Here is a 15,714-nt window from a genome sequence, read left to right as displayed (position 1 = left end):
GACTCCCCCTACCCCTTTGTGCCTAGGCGGCCGCCGCCGTCCGGGCGATGCGCCCGGGGGCCGGGGCGGCGGAGCATGCGGGCATGACACGTTCACAGACACCCCGTGCCGTCCGGACCCGCGCCCTGCTGTGCGCCGCGCTGGTCCTGGCGGCCTCCCTGTCCGCGCCGACCGCGCTGTCCGCCGTCACGGACCCCGAGCCGGTCGTCCTCCAACCCCCTGCGCCCACGGGCCCGCACCCCACCGGCCGCACCACCCTGCACCTGGTCGACCCGGACCGCGGCCACCCCTGGGTCCCGGCCGCCGAGGACCGCGATGTCGTGGTCGACGTCTGGTACCCGGCCCGGGGCGGCGGGGAGCCCGCGCCGTACGTCCCGGCGTCCTTCGCCGAGACGATGAAGCGCGATTTCGAGCAGTACGGGATCCCGCGCGACGCCGTCGACGCGGCCGGGGCGCGGACGGCCTCCCGGCTCGACGCCGAGGCCGTGGACGCGCGCCTGCCGGTGCTGCTCTTCTCCCCCGGGATGGGCATGTCCCGGCACCAGTACACCGCCCTGGGCGAGGACCTGGCCTCCCAGGGGTTCGTCGTGGCGGCCATGGACCACCCCTACGAGGCACTCGTCGTGGAGCTGCCCGACGGGCGCCTGCTGCGCACCGCCCTGCCCACCAACGACACCGGGAACCGGAGGCTGGCCGGCGGGGTGCGCCTGGCCGACGCCCGGTTCGTGCTGGACCGGTTGGAGGGGTTCGCCGCCGGGGAGGGCGCCGCCGACGACTCCGGGCACCCGCTGCCCCGGGGGCTGGCCGACGCCCTGGACATGGAGCGGGTGGGCATGTTCGGCCACTCCCTGGGCGGGGTGACGACGGCGGAGACGATGCTCGTGGACGACCGGGTCGACGCCGGCGTGAACATGGACGGCAGCCTGGCCTACCACGTGGGCGACGAGGAGTGGTCCGACGCGACCCTGGCCGGGGCCTCCCGGCCGTTCGCCCTGATGGGGGCCGGGGCGAGCGGTGACGAGGGGCTGCCCCACCACTCCGACCACTCCCCGGACTGGCGGCTGTTCGTCGAGGCGTCGAGCGCGCCCGTCCTGGAGGTGTACATGTCCGACGGGGAGCACATGGCGTCCACGGACCTCCAGTGGATCGCCCCGCAGCTGGAGGACGCCTTCTCCCCGTCCTCGGCGGCCTGGCGGAACGCGGTGCGCGGCGGACTGGGCACCGTGGACCCGGAGGAGTCGGTCGCCGCCCAGCGCGCGCACCTGGCGGCGTTCTTCGACCACCACCTGCGCGGCGGGGCGTCCCCGCTGCCGGACCCGGCGCCCGCGGTGACCGAGGTCACCGAGCACTGACGGGAACGCGTCGGCGCCCGGCCCGTGCGGGCCGGGCGCCGGCGGTCGGTCACACGTCGCGGACCCGGAACTCCGCGCGGGCGACGATCCAGGCGGCGGCCGCCCACCCCGCCACCACGACGATGTTCACCGGCCCGTCGTGCGGCGCGGTGTAGAAACCGACATCGCCGCCCGCGTAGAACTCGATCCCCGCGGTGCCCGGGGCCAGGGCCGCCAGGTCGTCCAGCACCGGGTTCCCGGACAGCTGGAGGACCATCGGCAGCCCCAGGAGCAGCAGGAACCCGATCACGAACGTGCCCGGGGCGCTGCGCAGCGCCGTTCCGACCCCGGTGAACAGGACACCGAACAGCGCCATGCACAGCCCCGCCCCCAGCGCCGTCCCGGCCAGCGCCGCCGGGTCCGGGGCCGCGTACCGGCCGATGAACCCGGCCAGGACCGCCGCCCCCGCAACGGTGGCCAGGACACCGACCACCCCGGCCAGGACCGCCACCACCAGCGTGCGCGCGGCCAGGACCAGGGAGCGGTCCGGCCGGGCCAGCAGCGTCCCGGTGACGCCCCGGTCCCCGAACTCGCCGGTGGCGGCCAGCGCGGCCAGGGTGAGCACCGTGAACTGCACCAGGTAGAAGTGCCCCTGGGAGAGCAGCCGGGCGTAGGCCAGGGAGTCGGCCTCGTCGGGGTTCTCGGCGATCCGCGACAGCTCGGTGAACCCCATGAGCGCGGCGAACACGGCCATCCCGAGCAGGGCCGCGGCCACCGCCCACCAGGTGGAGCGCAGGGAGGTCAGGCGGATCCACTCCGCGGCGGACTCCCGGCCCAGCTCGGCCGGGTACCGGCCCCTGGTCCCGCTCATCGGGCTCCTCCCGTCGACCCGTACTCCACGGCCTCGCCGGTGAGCTCCAGGTAGGCCTGCTCCAGGGACGCCTCCCTGGTCAGCAGGCCGTGGACGCGGACGCCGGCCTCGTACGCCAGGTCGCCGACCTCGGCCGCCGGGGCGCCGAACACCCGCAGCAGGCCGGGCCCGTCCTCCACCCGCACCGCGGGGCCGCGCCGCTCCAACCGCTCCCGCAGGGTCCCGGGGTCGGGAGTGCGCACCTCCACGTGGGTGCGCGACCACGCGCCGATGACCTCGGTGAGCGGGGCGTCGACGATCAGCCGTCCCCGCCCGATGACCACGAGGTGGTCGGCGACCGCCTCCATCTCGCTCATCAGGTGGCTGGAGACGAACACGGTGCGGCCCTCGTCGGCCATCCGCCGCACCAGCGCGCGCATCCACCGCACCCCGTCCAAGTCGAGTCCGTTGACGGGCTCGTCGAAGACCAGCACGCCGGGGTCCCCCAGCAGCGCGTCGGCCACCCCCAGCCGCTGCCGCATGCCCAGCGAGTAGCCGCCCACCCGCCGGTCGGCCGCGTCGGACAGCCCGACCTGTTCCAGCACCTCCTCCACCCGGCTCCGCGGGACACCGGTGCCCACCGCCTTGGCCCGCAGGTGGGCCCGCGCGGTGCGCCCGGGGTGGGCGGAGCCCGTGGACAGCAGGGCGCCCACCCGCAGCGCGGGCCGGTCCAGGTCCCGGTAGGGGCGGCCGTCGACCAGCGCCTCTCCGGACGTGGGCGCGGCCAGCCCCAGCAGCACCCGCATGGTGGTGCTCTTGCCGGCCCCGTTGGGACCCAGGAAGCCGGTCACGCGGCCGGGCTCCACCGTGAAGGTGAGCCCGTCCACCACCGTTCTGTCCCCGTAGCGCTTGGTCAGTTCCCGCACCGTCAGCATGTGCGGCCTCCTCGTCTCGTCGGTCCCGTACAGCGTCCGTCCGGCCGGCCCGCCGGCGCATCGGAGGTTCGTCGGGACCCGGCTATCCCTTTGTGCGTAGGGGTCGCCCCGGGGTCCGGTTCGGGTGGGAGGGGGTCCGGGTAGACCCCCGGTACGGGCCGGTCGGGGGGACCGGCGGAAACGGGGGAGGACCATGCACGCGAAGGTCGGCGACCACCTGCGCACGCACGGGGTCACCAGCGGCGACGGGCGGCACCTCGGGGAGATCATCGAGGTGCGCGGGGCCGAGGACGGCCCTCCCTACCTGGTGCGCTTCCCGGACGGGGCGGAACGCCTCATCTACCCGGGGCCGGACACGGTAGTGGAGCCCCGGCGCCCGGTCGACTGACGGAGCGTCCACGGGGGCGGCGGACCACGCGGGTCCGCCGCCCTTCGCGTGTCCGAAAACCGGTGGCCCGCCGGGGCCCCCGCGCCTACGCTCCCAACAGGCGGCAGGCCGTACCCACGGCCGCACAGGCATGCGCGCACCGCCCGATGGTCGCCCCGACGGAGCAGAAAGGAACGGACACATGGCCACCACCACAAGGATGGGACGGGCCTCGGTCCGCAACATCGGGATCATGGCCCACATCGACGCGGGCAAGACCACCACCACCGAGCGCATCCTGTACTACACCGGCACCTCCCACAAGGTCGGCGAGGTGCACGACGGCACCACCGCCACCGACTTCCTGCCGGAGGAGCGCGAGCACGGCATCACCATCGCCTCGGCGGCGGTCACCTGCCGGTGGACGGTCGACGGCGCGGTCCACACCGTGAACCTCATCGACACCCCCGGCCACATCGACTTCACCGTCGAGGTGGAGCGGTGCCTGCGCGTCCTGGACGGCACGGTCGCGGTGTTCGACGCGGTGGCCGGCGTGGAGCCCCAGTCCGAGACGGTGTGGCGCCAGGCCGACCGCTACGGCGTCCCGCGCGTCTGCTTCGTCAACAAGATGGACCGGGTCGGCGCGGACATGGCGCGGACGGTGGAGATGATCGGCGACCGGCTGGGCGCGGTCCCGCTGGTGCTGCACCTGCCGGTCGGCGCGGAGGCGGGCTTCCGGGGCGTGGTCGACCTGGTCGGCATGCGCGCCCTGGTGTGGCCGGCCGACGCCGGCCCGGGCGAGGCGTACGAGGTCGCCGCCGTCCCCGACGAGCTGGCCGGGGAGGCGCGGCGCTGGCGCGCCCGTCTGCTGGAGACGGTCGCCGAGCACGACGAAGCGCTGATGGAGCTGTACGTGCGGGGCGAGGAGCCCGCCGAGGCGGAGCTGCACGCGGCGGTCCGGCGGCTGACCGTCGGATCGGTGGACGGCCCGGTGACGGTGACGCCGGTGCTGTGCGGCACCGCGTTCAAGAACAAGGGGGTGCAGCCGCTGCTGGACGCCGTGGTCCGCTACCTGCCCTCCCCGCTCGACGCGGGGGAGGCGGTCGGGGTCCGCCCCGGGGACGCGGGCGCGGCGGTCGCACGCCCTCCGTCCGAGGACGCGCCGCTGGCGGCGCTGGCCTTCAAGATCACGGGCGACCCGCACCTGGGCCGCCTGACGTTCGTCCGGCTGTACTCCGGCCGGCTGGACACCGGCGACCGGGTGTACAACCCGCTCCGGGGAGAGAAGGAGAGGATCGGCAAGATCTACCGCATGCACGCCGCGACCCGCGAGGAGGTCCCCACGGCGGTCGCCGGCGACATCGTCGCCGTCATGGGGCTGCGCCGGACCGGCACCGGGGAGACCCTGTGCGACGCGGCGGACCCGATCGTGCTGGACTCCATGGACTTCCCCGACCCCGTCATCGAGGTCGCGGTGGAGCCGCGGTCCCGGTCCGACCGGGACCGGCTGTCGTCGGCGGTCGTCCGGCTGTCGGAGGAGGACCCGTCCCTGCGGGTGCACACCGACGCCGAGAGCGGCCAGACCATCCTGGGCGGTATGGGCGAGCTGCACCTGGAGATCCAGGTCGCCCGCCTGCTGCGCGAGTTCGGAGTGGAGGCCCGGGTGGGCCGTCCGCGCGTCGCCTACCGGGAGACCATCCGGCGGGCGGTCGCGGCGGTGGACCGCACGCACCGGAAGCAGACCGGTGGCCGGGGCCAGTTCGCCCGGGTGCGGATCGCCGTCGAGCCGTTCGACGGCGGGTACGAGTTCGTGGACGAGGTGACCGGGGGCCGGGTGCCGCGTGAGTTCGTCCCCGCCGTGGACAGGGGCTGCCGGGACGCGCTGCGGCTCGGCGTCCTGGCCGGGTACGAGGTGACCGGGGTGCGGGTGCGCCTGCTGGACGGGGCGTTCCACACCGAGGACTCCTCCGACCTGGCCTTCCGGACGGTGGCTTTGGACGCCATGCGGGAGGCCCTGGCCCAGGCCGACCCGGCGCTGCTGGAACCGGTGATGGCCGTGGAGGTGACGACGCCCGAGGACTGCATGGGCGACGTCATCGGCGACCTCAACGCCCGGCGCGGCCGGGTGCGGTCGCTGGCGGAGCGGCGCGGGGCCCGCGTGGTCTCGGCGGCGGTGCCGCTGGCGGAGATGTTCGGCTACGTGGGCGACCTGCGCGGCCGGACCTCGGGCCGGGCGTCCTTCGTGATGGAGTTCGACTCCTACGCGCAGGCGCCCGACGCGGTGGCCGCGGCGGTGGTCGGCCGGTAGGCAGGGCCCCGTCCCCTTCCGGGGGGCGGGGCCCGTTCGTGTGCGGGCACGCGGGCACGCGTGCGCGGGCCGTCAGGACCGGAGGGCGGCGCGCAGCAGGACGAGCTGGTCGTGGGTGTCCAGGACGGACTCGGCCAGGCCGACGTCCACGTCCTCCAGCTCCTTGAACAGGGTCTCCATCAGGGGGATCAGGTCGAGCAGCCAGATCACCACCTGGGGGTGGCGCACGGTCGGCGAGGTGGCCACCACGGTCCCCGCCGTGTCGGCGAACTGGCGCAGGGCCCGGGGGTGGTCGGCCCAGCGCCGCAGCCGGTCCGACCAGGCCTCCAGGAACGGGGACAGGTCGTCGAAGGCGGTGGCCAGCGTGTCCAGGATCAGGACGGCGGGGCGCTCCTCGGGCTCGCGGTCCAGGGTGTGCAGCCACAGGGCGGCGAAGCAGGCGCGGACGGCGGCGCGCTCGTCGGCGGGCCACTGCCACCAGCGGGCCAGGTCGAGTTTGGCGGCCACCGTGTCGATGTCGATGTGCCCGCCGCCGGGAAGGGCGAGGTCGAGGATGCGCGGCAGGAAGTGGCGCAGGTCGTCGACGCCGCCCCAGGTCGTGAGGACCTTGGCCACGAACCGGCGCAGGTCGTCCTCGCCGAGTTCGCGCAGGGGCGAGCGGCGCAGCAGGCGCTGGTCCTCGTCCGTGACGCAGTGCGGGCAGCCGTCGATGCGGGCGGCCAGGCGGTGGCGCGCGAACACGGCGTACAGGCGCTCGACCGCCTCCCTCACCGCTCCCCCTCCCCGGTGGACGGGCCGGCGTCGGCCGGACGGCGGGGGGAGCGGACGGCGGCGCGCGGGTCCGTGGCGGTGGAGAGCGGACCATGTCCGAAGGAGTGGGCGCCCGCCCGGGTGAGCCCGGCCCGGCTACAGGCCCCGGCGGAGGACGCCCTGTCGCGGCCGTGCGCCGCGACGGCCCCGACGGCGATCCGCAGGATCCCCTCACGCCGCCGGCCGCCCTCGCCCCGCGGTGCCCGGCGCCGACCCGGACTCGTTCTGCTCACCCGCAGGAGTCTACGGTCCCGCGGCCGTGGAAAGACCCACAACCCTTGGTGCTGCGGCTCTTCCGTTACCTCCCGGCCACCCGGTGGACGGATCGGCGGGGGTCTTCGGACGCGTTCCCGCGCCCCGTCCCGCCGCCCGCGGACGCGGTGTCCGGGTTCACTCCCGGCGGGAGCGGGCGGCGAACCTCTGGACGGCGAAGAGGACCAGCAGGCCCAGGGCCGCGGCGGTACCGAAGGACGCGAGCGACGCGGAGATCCCGGAGCCGAGCAGGTCGGCGTACGGCTCCCGGGTGAGCGCGCGCGCCAGCGCGAAGACGGCGACGAAGAGCACCCAGGACACGATCGAGGCGGCGTTCATCGGCGGGCTCCGAGGGGTGCTGTGCAGGGCATGCCGCGCATCCTAGCCGACTGCCGCGCGGCGTCCGGAGTCCGGAGCCCGCGGCGGGGGTACCTTTCACGCGGGGAGGTCGAGCCTCCCCCGACCGGACGCCGGCATCCTCGGCGCGGCCGCCGACGCGGCCCGCGCACCCCCGGGGAGGCCGGCGCCCGCCCCGCCCCCGAGTCCGCCGCCCGACCCGCTACCGAAGACGCACGGGACCATCCCCCGGTATGACGACACCGTCCGCGCGTCCGCGCAAGGATGACCGATATGGATCCCTACGTATGGCTCGGTGCCCTGCTGGGCACCCTGTCCTGCGTCGCCTACGCCGCGGCCGCGGTCTCCCAGTGGCGGCTGGCCGTCCTGGTGCCCGAGCCGCTGATCGAACGCGGCCCCCTCGCGTCCCTGCTGGCACGGCCCCTGTGGTGGACCTCGATCCTCCTCAACGGGGGCCGGGCCGCCTTCCAGGTGGCGGCCCTGGCCTTCGCCCCGCTCACCGTGGTGCAGCCGCTGGGCGTCCTCGCCCTGGTCTTCGCGATCCCCTGGGCGACCCGCCTCGGCGGGCGGCGGCTGACCCGCCGCCAGACCGGGGGCGCGGTCCTGGTCGTGGCCTCGGTCGCGGTCCTGCTCTCCCTGTCGGTGACCGACGGCCGCAGCGACCCCCTCACCGTCGCCGACGGGTGGGCCGTCACCCTGGGCACCCTGGCCCTGCTCACCGCCGGGGCCTGGGCGGCCGGCCGCTGCCCGGCCGCCTGGCGCAGCCACCTGCTCGCCGCCGTGGCGGGGGTCGCCTTCGGCGTCTCCTCCGCCCTGGCCAAGACCACCGTCACCGTCATCGGCACCGACGGGGCCGCCGCGCTCGCCCACCCGGCGGCCACGGGCACAGCGGTCGTCGCCGTCCTGGGGATGTTCCTCGCCCAGGCCGCCTACCAGGGCATGGAGCTCGGATCGCCGCTCGGTGTGACGACGGTCGTCAACCCGGTCGCGGCGTCCTTCGTCGCCATCGCCTTCATGGGCGAGTCCTTCCTCGGCGGCCCGATCGGCCTCGTCCCGGCGGTGCTGGCCGCCGCGGGCTGCGCCTACGGCATCTCCCTGCTCACCGCACGCCTCCCCGCCCCGGCCGCGCACCCCGCCTGAGCGTCCGCGCCCGCGCAGGGCCTGGTCGGGGAGGGTCCTCCTCCCCCGCGTACGGCGGCACCGGGGTGCGTCCGCGCCGGGGAGGAGGACCTCCGGAAAAAAATTCCGGCGCGGTGTCGATCCGCGCGGGAGCCGTTCGACGAGAGGGTGTACGTGCGAACGGAAACGAGGAACACATCATGCGCACCCTGATCGTCACCGCCTTCATCTCCCTCGACGGCGTCATGGAGGCCCCGGGCGGAGAGTCCGGCTACCGCAACAGCGGCTGGACCGTGAACTCCGTCGAGTTCGACGAGGCCGCCTACGCGATCAAGGCCACCGAGCAGGACGAGGCGACCGCCATGCTGATGGGCCGCCGCAGCTACGAGGCCTTCGCCCCTGTGTGGCCCTCGATGACCGAGGAGTTCAAGGGCTACAACGCCATGCCCCGCTACGTCGTCTCCACCACCCTCACCGAACAGGACGAGCGCTGGCCCGCCACGATCCTGCGCTCGCTGGACGACGTGGCCGCCCTCAAGGAGACCGAGGGCGGGCCGATCATCGTCCACGGCAGCTCCACCCTGGCTCAGGGACTCGCCGACGCGGGCCTGGTCGACCGCTACCACCTGCTGGTCTTCCCGGTGCTCCTGGGCGCGGGCAAGCGGCTGTTCAGCGACGCCGACAAGGACATGACCAAGCTCAGGCTCGTGGAGCACGAGGCGTACTCCAACGGCATGCAGAAGCAGGTGTTCGACGTCGTCCGCTGACCCCGGCGCGCGGCCGGCTGCGAGCGCCCCCGGGAACCCGGGTCCGCCCCGTCGAAGCGCCGCTCCGCGCCCCGGGCCCCGGCCCGGTCAGGCGCCGCGCCTGCCCCACTCGATGGCGGGGCAGGTGTCCATCACCATCGGCACACCGGCCTCCGCCGTCCGCCGGAACGCCTCCTCGTCGACCACCCCGAGCTGGAACCACACCCCCCGGGCGCCGATCGCCACGGCCTGGTCGGCGAACTCCCCGGCCGCCTCGGACCGGCGGAAGACGTCCACGACGTCGATGCCGCCGACGGCGTCGGCCGCCTCGGCGAGCGTCGCGTAGGCCTTCTCGCCCAGGACCTCCTCCCCCGCGGCCGCGGCCCCCGGGTGGATCGGGACGATCCTCTTGCCCTTCGCCTGGAGCACCCGGGCGACGCCGTACGCGGTGCGGCCGGTGTCGTTCGACAGGCCCACCACGGCCCAGGTCCCGGTCTCGTCGAGGAGGTGGTCGATGGTCTTCTGGTCCAGCCACGGCTCGGTCATGTCGGTGGACAACAGCCCCGCGTCCCCGCCGATTCCCCCTCCTCCGCCGCGGCCCGGCACCCGACCGCCGCACCGGAGCCCGAGCGGGACCGCGCTCCTCCCTTGCATCATGCTGCACCGCGCGCGGCAGCCTCGTGCCGACGTTCCGCCTTCACTTCGGCACCGAGCGTTGCGATCGTGAGAACGGCCCCCGCGGAACCCCCGGGGGCCGTTCCCCTTCCGGGCGCGCCCCGGAACACGTCGCACCGCGCTGGCGCGGTGGTGAGGAGCGAGCATGCAGACACAGGTCCGACCGCACTGGGGCATCGTCCCCGGTGCCCTGGAAGAGGACGCCGAGGGCCGGGTGTTCCGGTCCGGCCTTCCCGTCACGGCGACCCCCGTGGTCGTGGGGGCGGCCGGGGCGATCGTCGTCGCCTACGCCGCGGGCGCCCTCGTCAACGCCCTCGGCGGCACCCACCCCACCCTCCCCCACTCCTAGAGACCAGGAGACGCAGTGATCCCCCTGACTCCCCCCGCCTCCCTTGTCGGCGCGGACGCCCTGAGCGAGACCGACGGCGGCAGCATCCGCTTCGGCGCGGCGCCCGTCACGGCGACCCCCCTCGCCGTGACCGCGGGCCTCGCGGCCGGTGTGGCCCTGGGCTACGCCCTCGCCAACAGCACCCACCCGACCCTGCCTCAGAGCTAGTCCGGACCCCTGGAGCCACAGTGAACGACGTTTCCTTCCTCTCGCGCCCGGGCTCGCTGGCCGACATCGACATCCGCGACCCCCGCGGCCGGTCCGTGTCCACGCAGGCCCCGGTCACGGCGACCCCCGCCGTGACCGCGGGGGTCGCCATCGGCTACGCCCTGATCTACGCGTTCAACGCCGGCGTCAACAGCACCCACCCGACCCTGCCCATGTCGTAGCGATCGGGAACCGCGGTCCGGGGCGTCCGGACGCCCCGGACCGCGCCGCCCCGCCGCCCCTCCCCCACAGGAAGGTCCCCCATGCCCGCCTCCGGCAGAACCCGGCGAGTCCGCAGGCTCGCGGGCCGCGCCCTGTCCGCCCTCCTGGGCCCCGTCCCCCTCACCCGCGACCAGGCCCTCGGGGCCTCCGAGCGGATCTCCGCCCTCACCTCCCTGGTCTCCAGCGCGGAGTACCTGTTCGACCAGCACCGCCACGGCCCCTCCCGGCTGAACGAGTGGGCCATCTCCCGCGACGGGTACGCCGGCTACGGCCGCCCCCTGCGGGCCGTGCTGGACCTCGCCTCCGACCGGCGCACCGCCACGGCCCTGCACGCCGCCCGCGTCGCGGTCGGCTCGGCGCTGCTGCTCCCCGGCCGCGGCCGCTGGCGCGGGGCGGGCGCCCTCTTCCTCGGGGTGAGCGGGACGCTGCTCTACCCCTCCCTGCGCTACGGCACCGACGGGTCGGACCAGGCGGCGATCGTGGTGCAGACCGCGACCGGCCTGGCCCGGATCTCCTCCTCGCCCGCCGTCAAGGACGCGCTGATGTGGTACGTGGCCGGGCAGTGCGCCCTCTCGTACCTGTTCTCCGGCTGGGTCAAGCTCCTGGGCCGGGAATGGCGGACGGGCGACGCCCTGTCGGGGGTGATGCGCACGCGCACCTACGGCCACGAGGGCGTCTGGAGGCTGACCCGGAGGTTCCCGCGGGCCTCCCGCCTGGTGGCGCACGGCGTCCTGGCCCTGGAGTGCCTCTTCCCGGTGCTCTACGCCAGGGGCGGCGCGCTGGTCCGGCCGGTGCTCGGGTCCGTCCTCCTCTTCCACGTGGCCAACGGGGTCGTCATGGGCCTGGGCCGGTTCCTGCCCGCCTTCGCCGCCATGTACCCGATGGTGATGTACACCAGCGCCCCGCGCTCCCTGCCCGCCACGGCCGACCGCGACGACCGCCTGCCCGCGGTGGCGGGGCTGCTGGCGCTGGGCACCGCGGCCGCGTCCGCCGCGGTCGCCGCCCACCGGCGCGCCACCGTCCTGGACCACCCGGCACCGGGAGGCCGGGTCACCACCCGGCACGGCAACACCATCGCCTACCACGGGACCGCCTCCGCGGACCGGACGGACCCGGTCGTGGTCTTCGTGCACGGCCTCGGCGCGATCCCCCTGCACTTCAGCTGGTACACCCGGGCCCTCAACGAGCAGGGCCGGCAGTGGCTCGTCCCCGGCAGGGCGGGCTACGGCGCCAGCCGCCGGGGGGCGACCGGGCCCTACACCCTCGACGAGTCCGTCGACGACCTGGTGGACCTCGTCTCCGGGGCGGTGCCCGAAGGGCGCCGGGTGGTCCTGGCCGGGCACTCCCTGGGCGGCGAGATCGCGCGCCGGGCCGCGGCCGTCCTCGGGGAGCGCGTGCACGGTGTCGTGTACCTCGACAGCTCGCACCCCGACCAGCTGCACCGGTCGAACCAGCAGGCGGAGAACTCCGCCAAGGTCGGCGGGGCGCTGCGCACGGTGGCGGTCAGCCTGCGGCTGGGGATGGGCGTGCTCATGTCCACCCCCTCCTGGGTGCGCAGCCTGCCCGACCAGGTACGGGCCCGGGCGCTGACCGAGACCGTCGACTCCCGGGTGTGGAACGCCGCGCTCCGGGAGTGGGAGGCGGTGGAGCGGGACTTCGGCGACTTCTCCGGCCCGCTGGAGCCCCTGGACGCGCACGCCCTGGTGCTGTCCGCCCAGCACACCGTGGAGCGCGACCCCGACCACCTGGAGCTGCACCGCGAACTCGCCGCCGCGCACTCCGCCGACCGGACCGTCCGCTGCGCCGTCATCCCCGGCAGCGACCACGACGACCTGCTGACCGACCCCTACCACGCGGCCCGGGCGGCCGGGCTCCTGCTGGACTTCCTGGCCGAGAGCACCGGGACCGCCCCCGCACCGACCACGACGGAGGAGCGATGACCCCCCGCACCACCGCACGCCGCCCCCTCCTGGGGGGCACCGGAGGCTTCGTCCGCCTGGCCGCCGCGGCCCTGCTGGTGGGCACCATGTGCGCCCAGCACCCGCACCCCTCGTTCAACCGGGTGCGGCGCATGGACCCGCTGTCCACGCTCTTCCCCAACTGGTGCTTCTTCGCCCCGACCCCGGCCCGGCACGACTTCCAGTTCTACTACCGAACGCTCTCCGAGGCCGACGAGACGTCGGAGTGGGTCCCGCTGGAGGTCATCGTCGGCCGCCGCCTGCGGCAGTTCGCCTGGTACCCCGAGCGGCGCTCGGAGAAGGCCGTCTTCGACCTGGGGACCGAGGTGCTGCGCCACCTCGACAAGGGGTTCGGCCCGGCCGGGACCCTGCCCTCCTACCGGATCCTGTGCTCCCACCTGGGCGACGTGATCGCCGCCTCCGGGGGCGCCCCCGTCAAGGGCTTCCAGTTCTCCCTGACCCGCAACGCCGGATACGACGACTCCGAGGAGCCCGAGGTCCTCTTCGTCTCGCCCTACACGCCCCTGCGCCGGCCCCCGGCGCGCGGGGTGGAAGGAGTCCCCGCATGACCGCCGACACCGGATGGGCGACCGGCACCGAGGAGTCCGGCGCCGTCGCGGACTGCGGCTACGGGCGCGCGTTCGCCCGCTTCTACGACCGGCTCTTCCCCCAGGACGGCTCCGACCGGGTCACCGCCGCGGCCCTGGCCGGCCTGCACCCGGGGGGCGCCACCCTGGAGCTGGGCGTGGGGACGGGCCGGATCGCGGTGCCGCTCTCCGCGCTCGTCGGCGAGGTGACCGGCGTGGACTCCTCGCCGGAGATGCTCGACCGGCTGCGGGAGACGGTCGCCTCCACCGGGGCGCGGGTCCGGCCCGTCCACGGGGACATCCGCGTCTACGAGGACGGCGCCGGGTACGGGCTGGTCTACTGCGTCTGCGGGACGCTGTCCCAGATCCTCACCCCCGAGGAGCAGCGGGCGGCCGTGCTCCGCGCGGCCCGGCGGCTCGCCCCCGGCGGCACGCTGGTCGTGGAGACGCACAACCCCGGGTTCGTGGCGGCCCTGCACGAGGGCCGCCTGCGGGCCTCGTTCTACATCCCCTACCCCGAGCCCGGAACCGGGGTGCAGACCTACTCCACCCTCATCCCCGAACAGACGCTGTGGCACACCACGCACCTGTGGCACGAGGGCGGGAACGTGCACCCGGGCACGGAGATCACCCGGCTCACCACCCCCGAGGACGTGGACCGCTACGCGGAGCAGGCCGGGCTGGTCCCGGTCTCCCGGTGGGGCGACTGGTCGGGCGGGGCGTTCGACGAGGCGTCCAGCCCCGTCCACATCAGCCGCTACACGGCGGCCGGGAACGGGGGCGGCCGGTGACGGCGCCGCGCGGTGAGGGGATCATCGCGGGACTGGCCCGGGGGCAGCGGCGCCTGCTCGGGGCGGGGATCGCCGTGGGCGCCGCGGGGGTGGTCACCACGCTGGCCCAGCCCGCGCTCCTGGCCGGACTGATCCAGGCCGCCGGGCAGGGCCGGCCGCTCACCGGCCCCATCGTCCTGCTGGTGGCCCTGTTCCTGGCGGACGCGGTGCTGTCGTCGTCCCAGGGCGTGCTCATCGGCCGGGCGGGGGAGAACATCGTCCGCGACACGCGGGTCCTGCTCTCCGGCAGGGTCCTGCGCGCCGACCTCGCCCACCTCGACCGGCAGAGGATGGGCGACGTGCACACCAGGCTGGTCGGGGACACCTCCCTGATGAAGGTGTCCCTGACCCAGAGCCTCGCGCAGATCATCCTCAACGGGATGGTCGTGCTCGGGTGCGTGGCCATGATGGCCTGGACCGACCCGGGCCTGATGCTCTTCACCCTGGCCTGCCTGGGCGTCGCGGCGTTCGGCGGCGTCGGGCTGGCGCGGGCGCTGCGCCGCGCGGCCCTGGCCAACCGGGAGGACACCGGCGCGTTCGGCGCCGACCTCCAGCGCGTGCTCACCGCCCTGCCCACGGTCAAGGGGGCGGGCGCCGAGGACGCCGAGCAGGAGCGGCTGGCCGGCCTGGCCGACCGGGCCCGCGCCTCCGGCAACCGCGTCACCGTGCTCAACGCCCTGTTCACCCCGGTCCTGAACGTCGGGCTCCAGGCGTCGCTGGCGGCCGTGCTGGGCATCGGCATGGTGCGCGTCGCCACGGGGACGGTGGACCCGGCCGCCTTCACCGCGTTCACCATGTACCTCTTCTACCTCGTGTCGCCGCTGGTCGTGGTGTTCATCTCGATCGGCACCCACCTCCAGGGCCGGGCCGCCCTGGAACGGGTGGACGAGCTGAGCCGGCTCCCGCAGGAGGACGCCGGCGTCGGGGCGGTCGCGGCGCCGGCCCCGCCGGTCCCGGCCGGCGGCGACCGCCCCGCCGTGGAACTGCGCGACGTCGTCTTCGCCTACGGGGACCGCCCCGTGCTCGACGGCGTCTCCTTCACCGTCCCGGCCCGCGGCCTCACCGCCCTGGTGGGCCCCTCGGGCGCGGGGAAGACGACGGTGTTCCAGCTCATCGAGCGGTTCTACCGGCCGAGCGGCGGGAGCGTGCTGCTGGACGGCCGCGACATCGCGCGCCTGCCCACGTCCGACGTCCGCGGCCGGGTCGGCTACGTCCAGCAGGACAGTGTGGCGATGACGGGGACGCTGCGGGAGAACATCGCGTACGGGGCGCCGGACGCCACCGACAACGACGTCCGCGAGGCCGTCGAGCTGGCGGGGCTGGCCGAAGTGGTCGCGTCCCTGCCCGACGGGCTGGACACGCTCATCGGCGACCAGGGGAACGGCTTGTCGGGCGGCCAGCGCCAGCGGCTGTGCGTGGCCCGCGCCCTGGTACGGCGGCCCGAGGTCGTCCTGCTCGACGAGGCCACCGCCCACCTGGACGCGGAGGCCGAGGGGGCGCTCCGCGACAGCCTGCGGCGCATCGCGCGCCGGTGCGCCGTGGTCGCCATCGCCCACCGCATCTCGACCGTGGCCGAGGCCGACCGCATCGTCGTCCTGGAGGGGGGCAGGGTCAGGGCCGTCGGCCGCCACACGGACCTGCTCCGCGAGGACGGCCTGTACCGCCGCCTGGCCACCGCGGCCCTGGTGCACGACCCCTCCGGGGAGGCACCGGGTACACCAGAACCCACCGGTTCCCACAGTTCAGGAGTCTCGGTATGAACCCGCATCCCG

Annotated in this window: 17 protein-coding genes; 12 read left to right on the top strand and 5 right to left on the bottom strand. The window is 75.2% G+C overall.

All coding sequences use genetic code 11. From position 1 onward, the window contains the following. The first annotated feature begins 83 nt into the window (after window positions 1-83). The gene (locus KGD84_RS03220) at window positions 84-1,352 is read left to right on the top strand and encodes an alpha/beta hydrolase family protein (protein WP_220564630.1); all 1,269 of its coding nucleotides are present in this window, start codon (window positions 84-86) and stop codon (window positions 1,350-1,352) included. Between the two features lie 49 nt (window positions 1,353-1,401). On the opposite strand, the gene KGD84_RS03215 is transcribed toward KGD84_RS03220, so the two are convergent. Further along, the gene (locus tag KGD84_RS03215) at window positions 1,402-2,202 is read right to left on the bottom strand and encodes an ABC transporter permease (RefSeq protein ID WP_220564629.1); all 801 of its coding nucleotides are present in this window, start codon (window positions 2,200-2,202) and stop codon (window positions 1,402-1,404) included. Continuing rightward, window positions 2,199-3,116: an ABC transporter ATP-binding protein gene (locus KGD84_RS03210; RefSeq protein WP_220564628.1), complete on the bottom strand. Its 918-nt coding sequence runs from the start codon at window positions 3,114-3,116 to the stop codon at window positions 2,199-2,201. Before KGD84_RS03210 ends, KGD84_RS03215 begins: the two co-directional genes overlap by 4 nt. 193 nt (window positions 3,117-3,309) lie before the next feature. Here KGD84_RS03210 and KGD84_RS03205 point away from each other — a divergent pair, with 193 nt between their 5' ends. Both KGD84_RS03205 and fusA read left to right on the top strand, forming a co-directional pair. Then, the gene (locus tag KGD84_RS03205) at window positions 3,310-3,504 is read left to right on the top strand and encodes a DUF1918 domain-containing protein (protein WP_220564627.1); all 195 of its coding nucleotides are present in this window, start codon (window positions 3,310-3,312) and stop codon (window positions 3,502-3,504) included. A 181-nt stretch (window positions 3,505-3,685) separates the two neighbouring features. Beyond that, window positions 3,686-5,791, top strand: a complete 2,106-nt coding sequence (fusA, locus tag KGD84_RS03200) for an elongation factor G (protein ID WP_220564626.1) — start codon at window positions 3,686-3,688, stop codon at window positions 5,789-5,791. Window positions 5,792-5,863: 72 nt separating this feature from the next. Here fusA and KGD84_RS03195 read toward each other — a convergent pair whose 3' ends face one another. Both KGD84_RS03195 and KGD84_RS03190 read right to left on the bottom strand, forming a co-directional pair. Beyond that, a complete protein-coding gene (locus tag KGD84_RS03195; protein WP_220564625.1) occupies window positions 5,864-6,562 on the bottom strand; it encodes a hypothetical protein in 699 nt (232 codons plus the stop codon). Window positions 6,563-6,991: 429 nt separating this feature from the next. Continuing rightward, complete coding sequence (locus KGD84_RS03190; protein ID WP_220564624.1) at window positions 6,992-7,192, bottom strand: hypothetical protein; 201 nt, start codon at window positions 7,190-7,192, stop codon at window positions 6,992-6,994. Between the two features lie 291 nt (window positions 7,193-7,483). On the opposite strand from KGD84_RS03190, the gene KGD84_RS03185 reads away from it, so the two are divergent. Further along, on the top strand, window positions 7,484-8,350 hold the full coding sequence (locus KGD84_RS03185; protein ID WP_220564623.1) for a DMT family transporter: 867 nt from the start codon (window positions 7,484-7,486) through the stop codon (window positions 8,348-8,350). Window positions 8,351-8,529: 179 nt separating this feature from the next. Further along, window positions 8,530-9,096 (top strand): dihydrofolate reductase family protein, encoded by a 567-nt coding sequence (locus tag KGD84_RS03180; RefSeq protein ID WP_220564622.1) that lies wholly within the window; start codon window positions 8,530-8,532, stop codon window positions 9,094-9,096. Between the two features lie 87 nt (window positions 9,097-9,183). Here KGD84_RS03180 and KGD84_RS03175 read toward each other — a convergent pair whose 3' ends face one another. Continuing rightward, window positions 9,184-9,621: a CoA-binding protein gene (locus KGD84_RS03175; RefSeq protein WP_220565490.1), complete on the bottom strand. Its 438-nt coding sequence runs from the start codon at window positions 9,619-9,621 to the stop codon at window positions 9,184-9,186. A 274-nt stretch (window positions 9,622-9,895) separates the two neighbouring features. Between KGD84_RS03175 and KGD84_RS03170 the strand changes: the two genes are divergently transcribed. From KGD84_RS03170 to KGD84_RS03140, 7 genes are all read left to right on the top strand, one after another. Next, window positions 9,896-10,099 carry a hypothetical protein gene (locus KGD84_RS03170; RefSeq protein ID WP_220564621.1) on the top strand — a complete coding sequence of 68 codons (204 nt, stop codon included), beginning with the start codon at window positions 9,896-9,898 and terminating at the stop codon, window positions 10,097-10,099. 15 nt (window positions 10,100-10,114) lie between these two features. Beyond that, entirely contained in the window at window positions 10,115-10,306 is a 192-nt protein-coding gene (locus tag KGD84_RS03165) for a hypothetical protein (protein WP_220564620.1), read from the top strand. 20 nt (window positions 10,307-10,326) lie between these two features. After that, entirely contained in the window at window positions 10,327-10,527 is a 201-nt protein-coding gene (locus tag KGD84_RS03160; protein ID WP_220564619.1) for a hypothetical protein, read from the top strand. A gap of 81 nt (window positions 10,528-10,608) precedes the next feature. Next, window positions 10,609-12,507 carry an alpha/beta fold hydrolase gene (locus KGD84_RS03155; RefSeq protein WP_220564618.1) on the top strand — a complete coding sequence of 633 codons (1,899 nt, stop codon included), beginning with the start codon at window positions 10,609-10,611 and terminating at the stop codon, window positions 12,505-12,507. Beyond that, entirely contained in the window at window positions 12,504-13,094 is a 591-nt protein-coding gene (locus KGD84_RS03150) for a hypothetical protein (protein WP_220564617.1), read from the top strand. Before KGD84_RS03155 ends, KGD84_RS03150 begins: the two co-directional genes overlap by 4 nt. Next, window positions 13,091-13,903, top strand: a complete 813-nt coding sequence (locus KGD84_RS03145) for a class I SAM-dependent methyltransferase (RefSeq protein ID WP_220564616.1) — start codon at window positions 13,091-13,093, stop codon at window positions 13,901-13,903. Before KGD84_RS03150 ends, KGD84_RS03145 begins: the two co-directional genes overlap by 4 nt. Continuing rightward, a complete protein-coding gene (locus tag KGD84_RS03140; protein ID WP_220564615.1) occupies window positions 13,900-15,702 on the top strand; it encodes an ABC transporter ATP-binding protein in 1,803 nt (600 codons plus the stop codon). The genes KGD84_RS03145 and KGD84_RS03140 overlap by 4 nt, the downstream gene beginning before the upstream one ends. Window positions 15,703-15,714: the final 12 nt, after the last annotated feature.

Origin of the sequence: Nocardiopsis changdeensis (genome assembly GCF_018316655.1) — a bacterium.
GTDB lineage: Bacteria > Actinomycetota > Actinomycetes > Streptosporangiales > Streptosporangiaceae > Nocardiopsis > Nocardiopsis changdeensis.
The sequence above is the reverse complement of the archived record's forward strand: the minus strand, read 5'-3'. Positions and strand labels throughout refer to the sequence as shown.

What these genes read in the sequence shown, in the direction of transcription:
- KGD84_RS03220 (WP_220564630.1), top strand. Translation starts at nt 84, where the DNA reads ATGACACGTTCACAGACACCCCGTGCCGTCCGGACCCGCGCCCTGCTG.
- KGD84_RS03215 (WP_220564629.1), bottom strand. Translation starts at nt 2,202, where the DNA reads ATGAGCGGGACCAGGGGCCGGTACCCGGCCGAGCTGGGCCGGGAGTCC.
- KGD84_RS03210 (WP_220564628.1), bottom strand. Translation starts at nt 3,116, where the DNA reads ATGCTGACGGTGCGGGAACTGACCAAGCGCTACGGGGACAGAACGGTG.
- KGD84_RS03205 (WP_220564627.1), top strand. Translation starts at nt 3,310, where the DNA reads ATGCACGCGAAGGTCGGCGACCACCTGCGCACGCACGGGGTCACCAGC.
- fusA (WP_220564626.1), top strand. Translation starts at nt 3,686, where the DNA reads ATGGCCACCACCACAAGGATGGGACGGGCCTCGGTCCGCAACATCGGG.
- KGD84_RS03190 (WP_220564624.1), bottom strand. Translation starts at nt 7,192, where the DNA reads ATGAACGCCGCCTCGATCGTGTCCTGGGTGCTCTTCGTCGCCGTCTTC.
- KGD84_RS03185 (WP_220564623.1), top strand. Translation starts at nt 7,484, where the DNA reads ATGGATCCCTACGTATGGCTCGGTGCCCTGCTGGGCACCCTGTCCTGC.
- KGD84_RS03180 (WP_220564622.1), top strand. Translation starts at nt 8,530, where the DNA reads ATGCGCACCCTGATCGTCACCGCCTTCATCTCCCTCGACGGCGTCATG.
- KGD84_RS03175 (WP_220565490.1), bottom strand. Translation starts at nt 9,621, where the DNA reads ATGACCGAGCCGTGGCTGGACCAGAAGACCATCGACCACCTCCTCGAC.
- KGD84_RS03170 (WP_220564621.1), top strand. Translation starts at nt 9,896, where the DNA reads ATGCAGACACAGGTCCGACCGCACTGGGGCATCGTCCCCGGTGCCCTG.
- KGD84_RS03155 (WP_220564618.1), top strand. Translation starts at nt 10,609, where the DNA reads ATGCCCGCCTCCGGCAGAACCCGGCGAGTCCGCAGGCTCGCGGGCCGC.
- KGD84_RS03150 (WP_220564617.1), top strand. Translation starts at nt 12,504, where the DNA reads ATGACCCCCCGCACCACCGCACGCCGCCCCCTCCTGGGGGGCACCGGA.
- KGD84_RS03145 (WP_220564616.1), top strand. Translation starts at nt 13,091, where the DNA reads ATGACCGCCGACACCGGATGGGCGACCGGCACCGAGGAGTCCGGCGCC.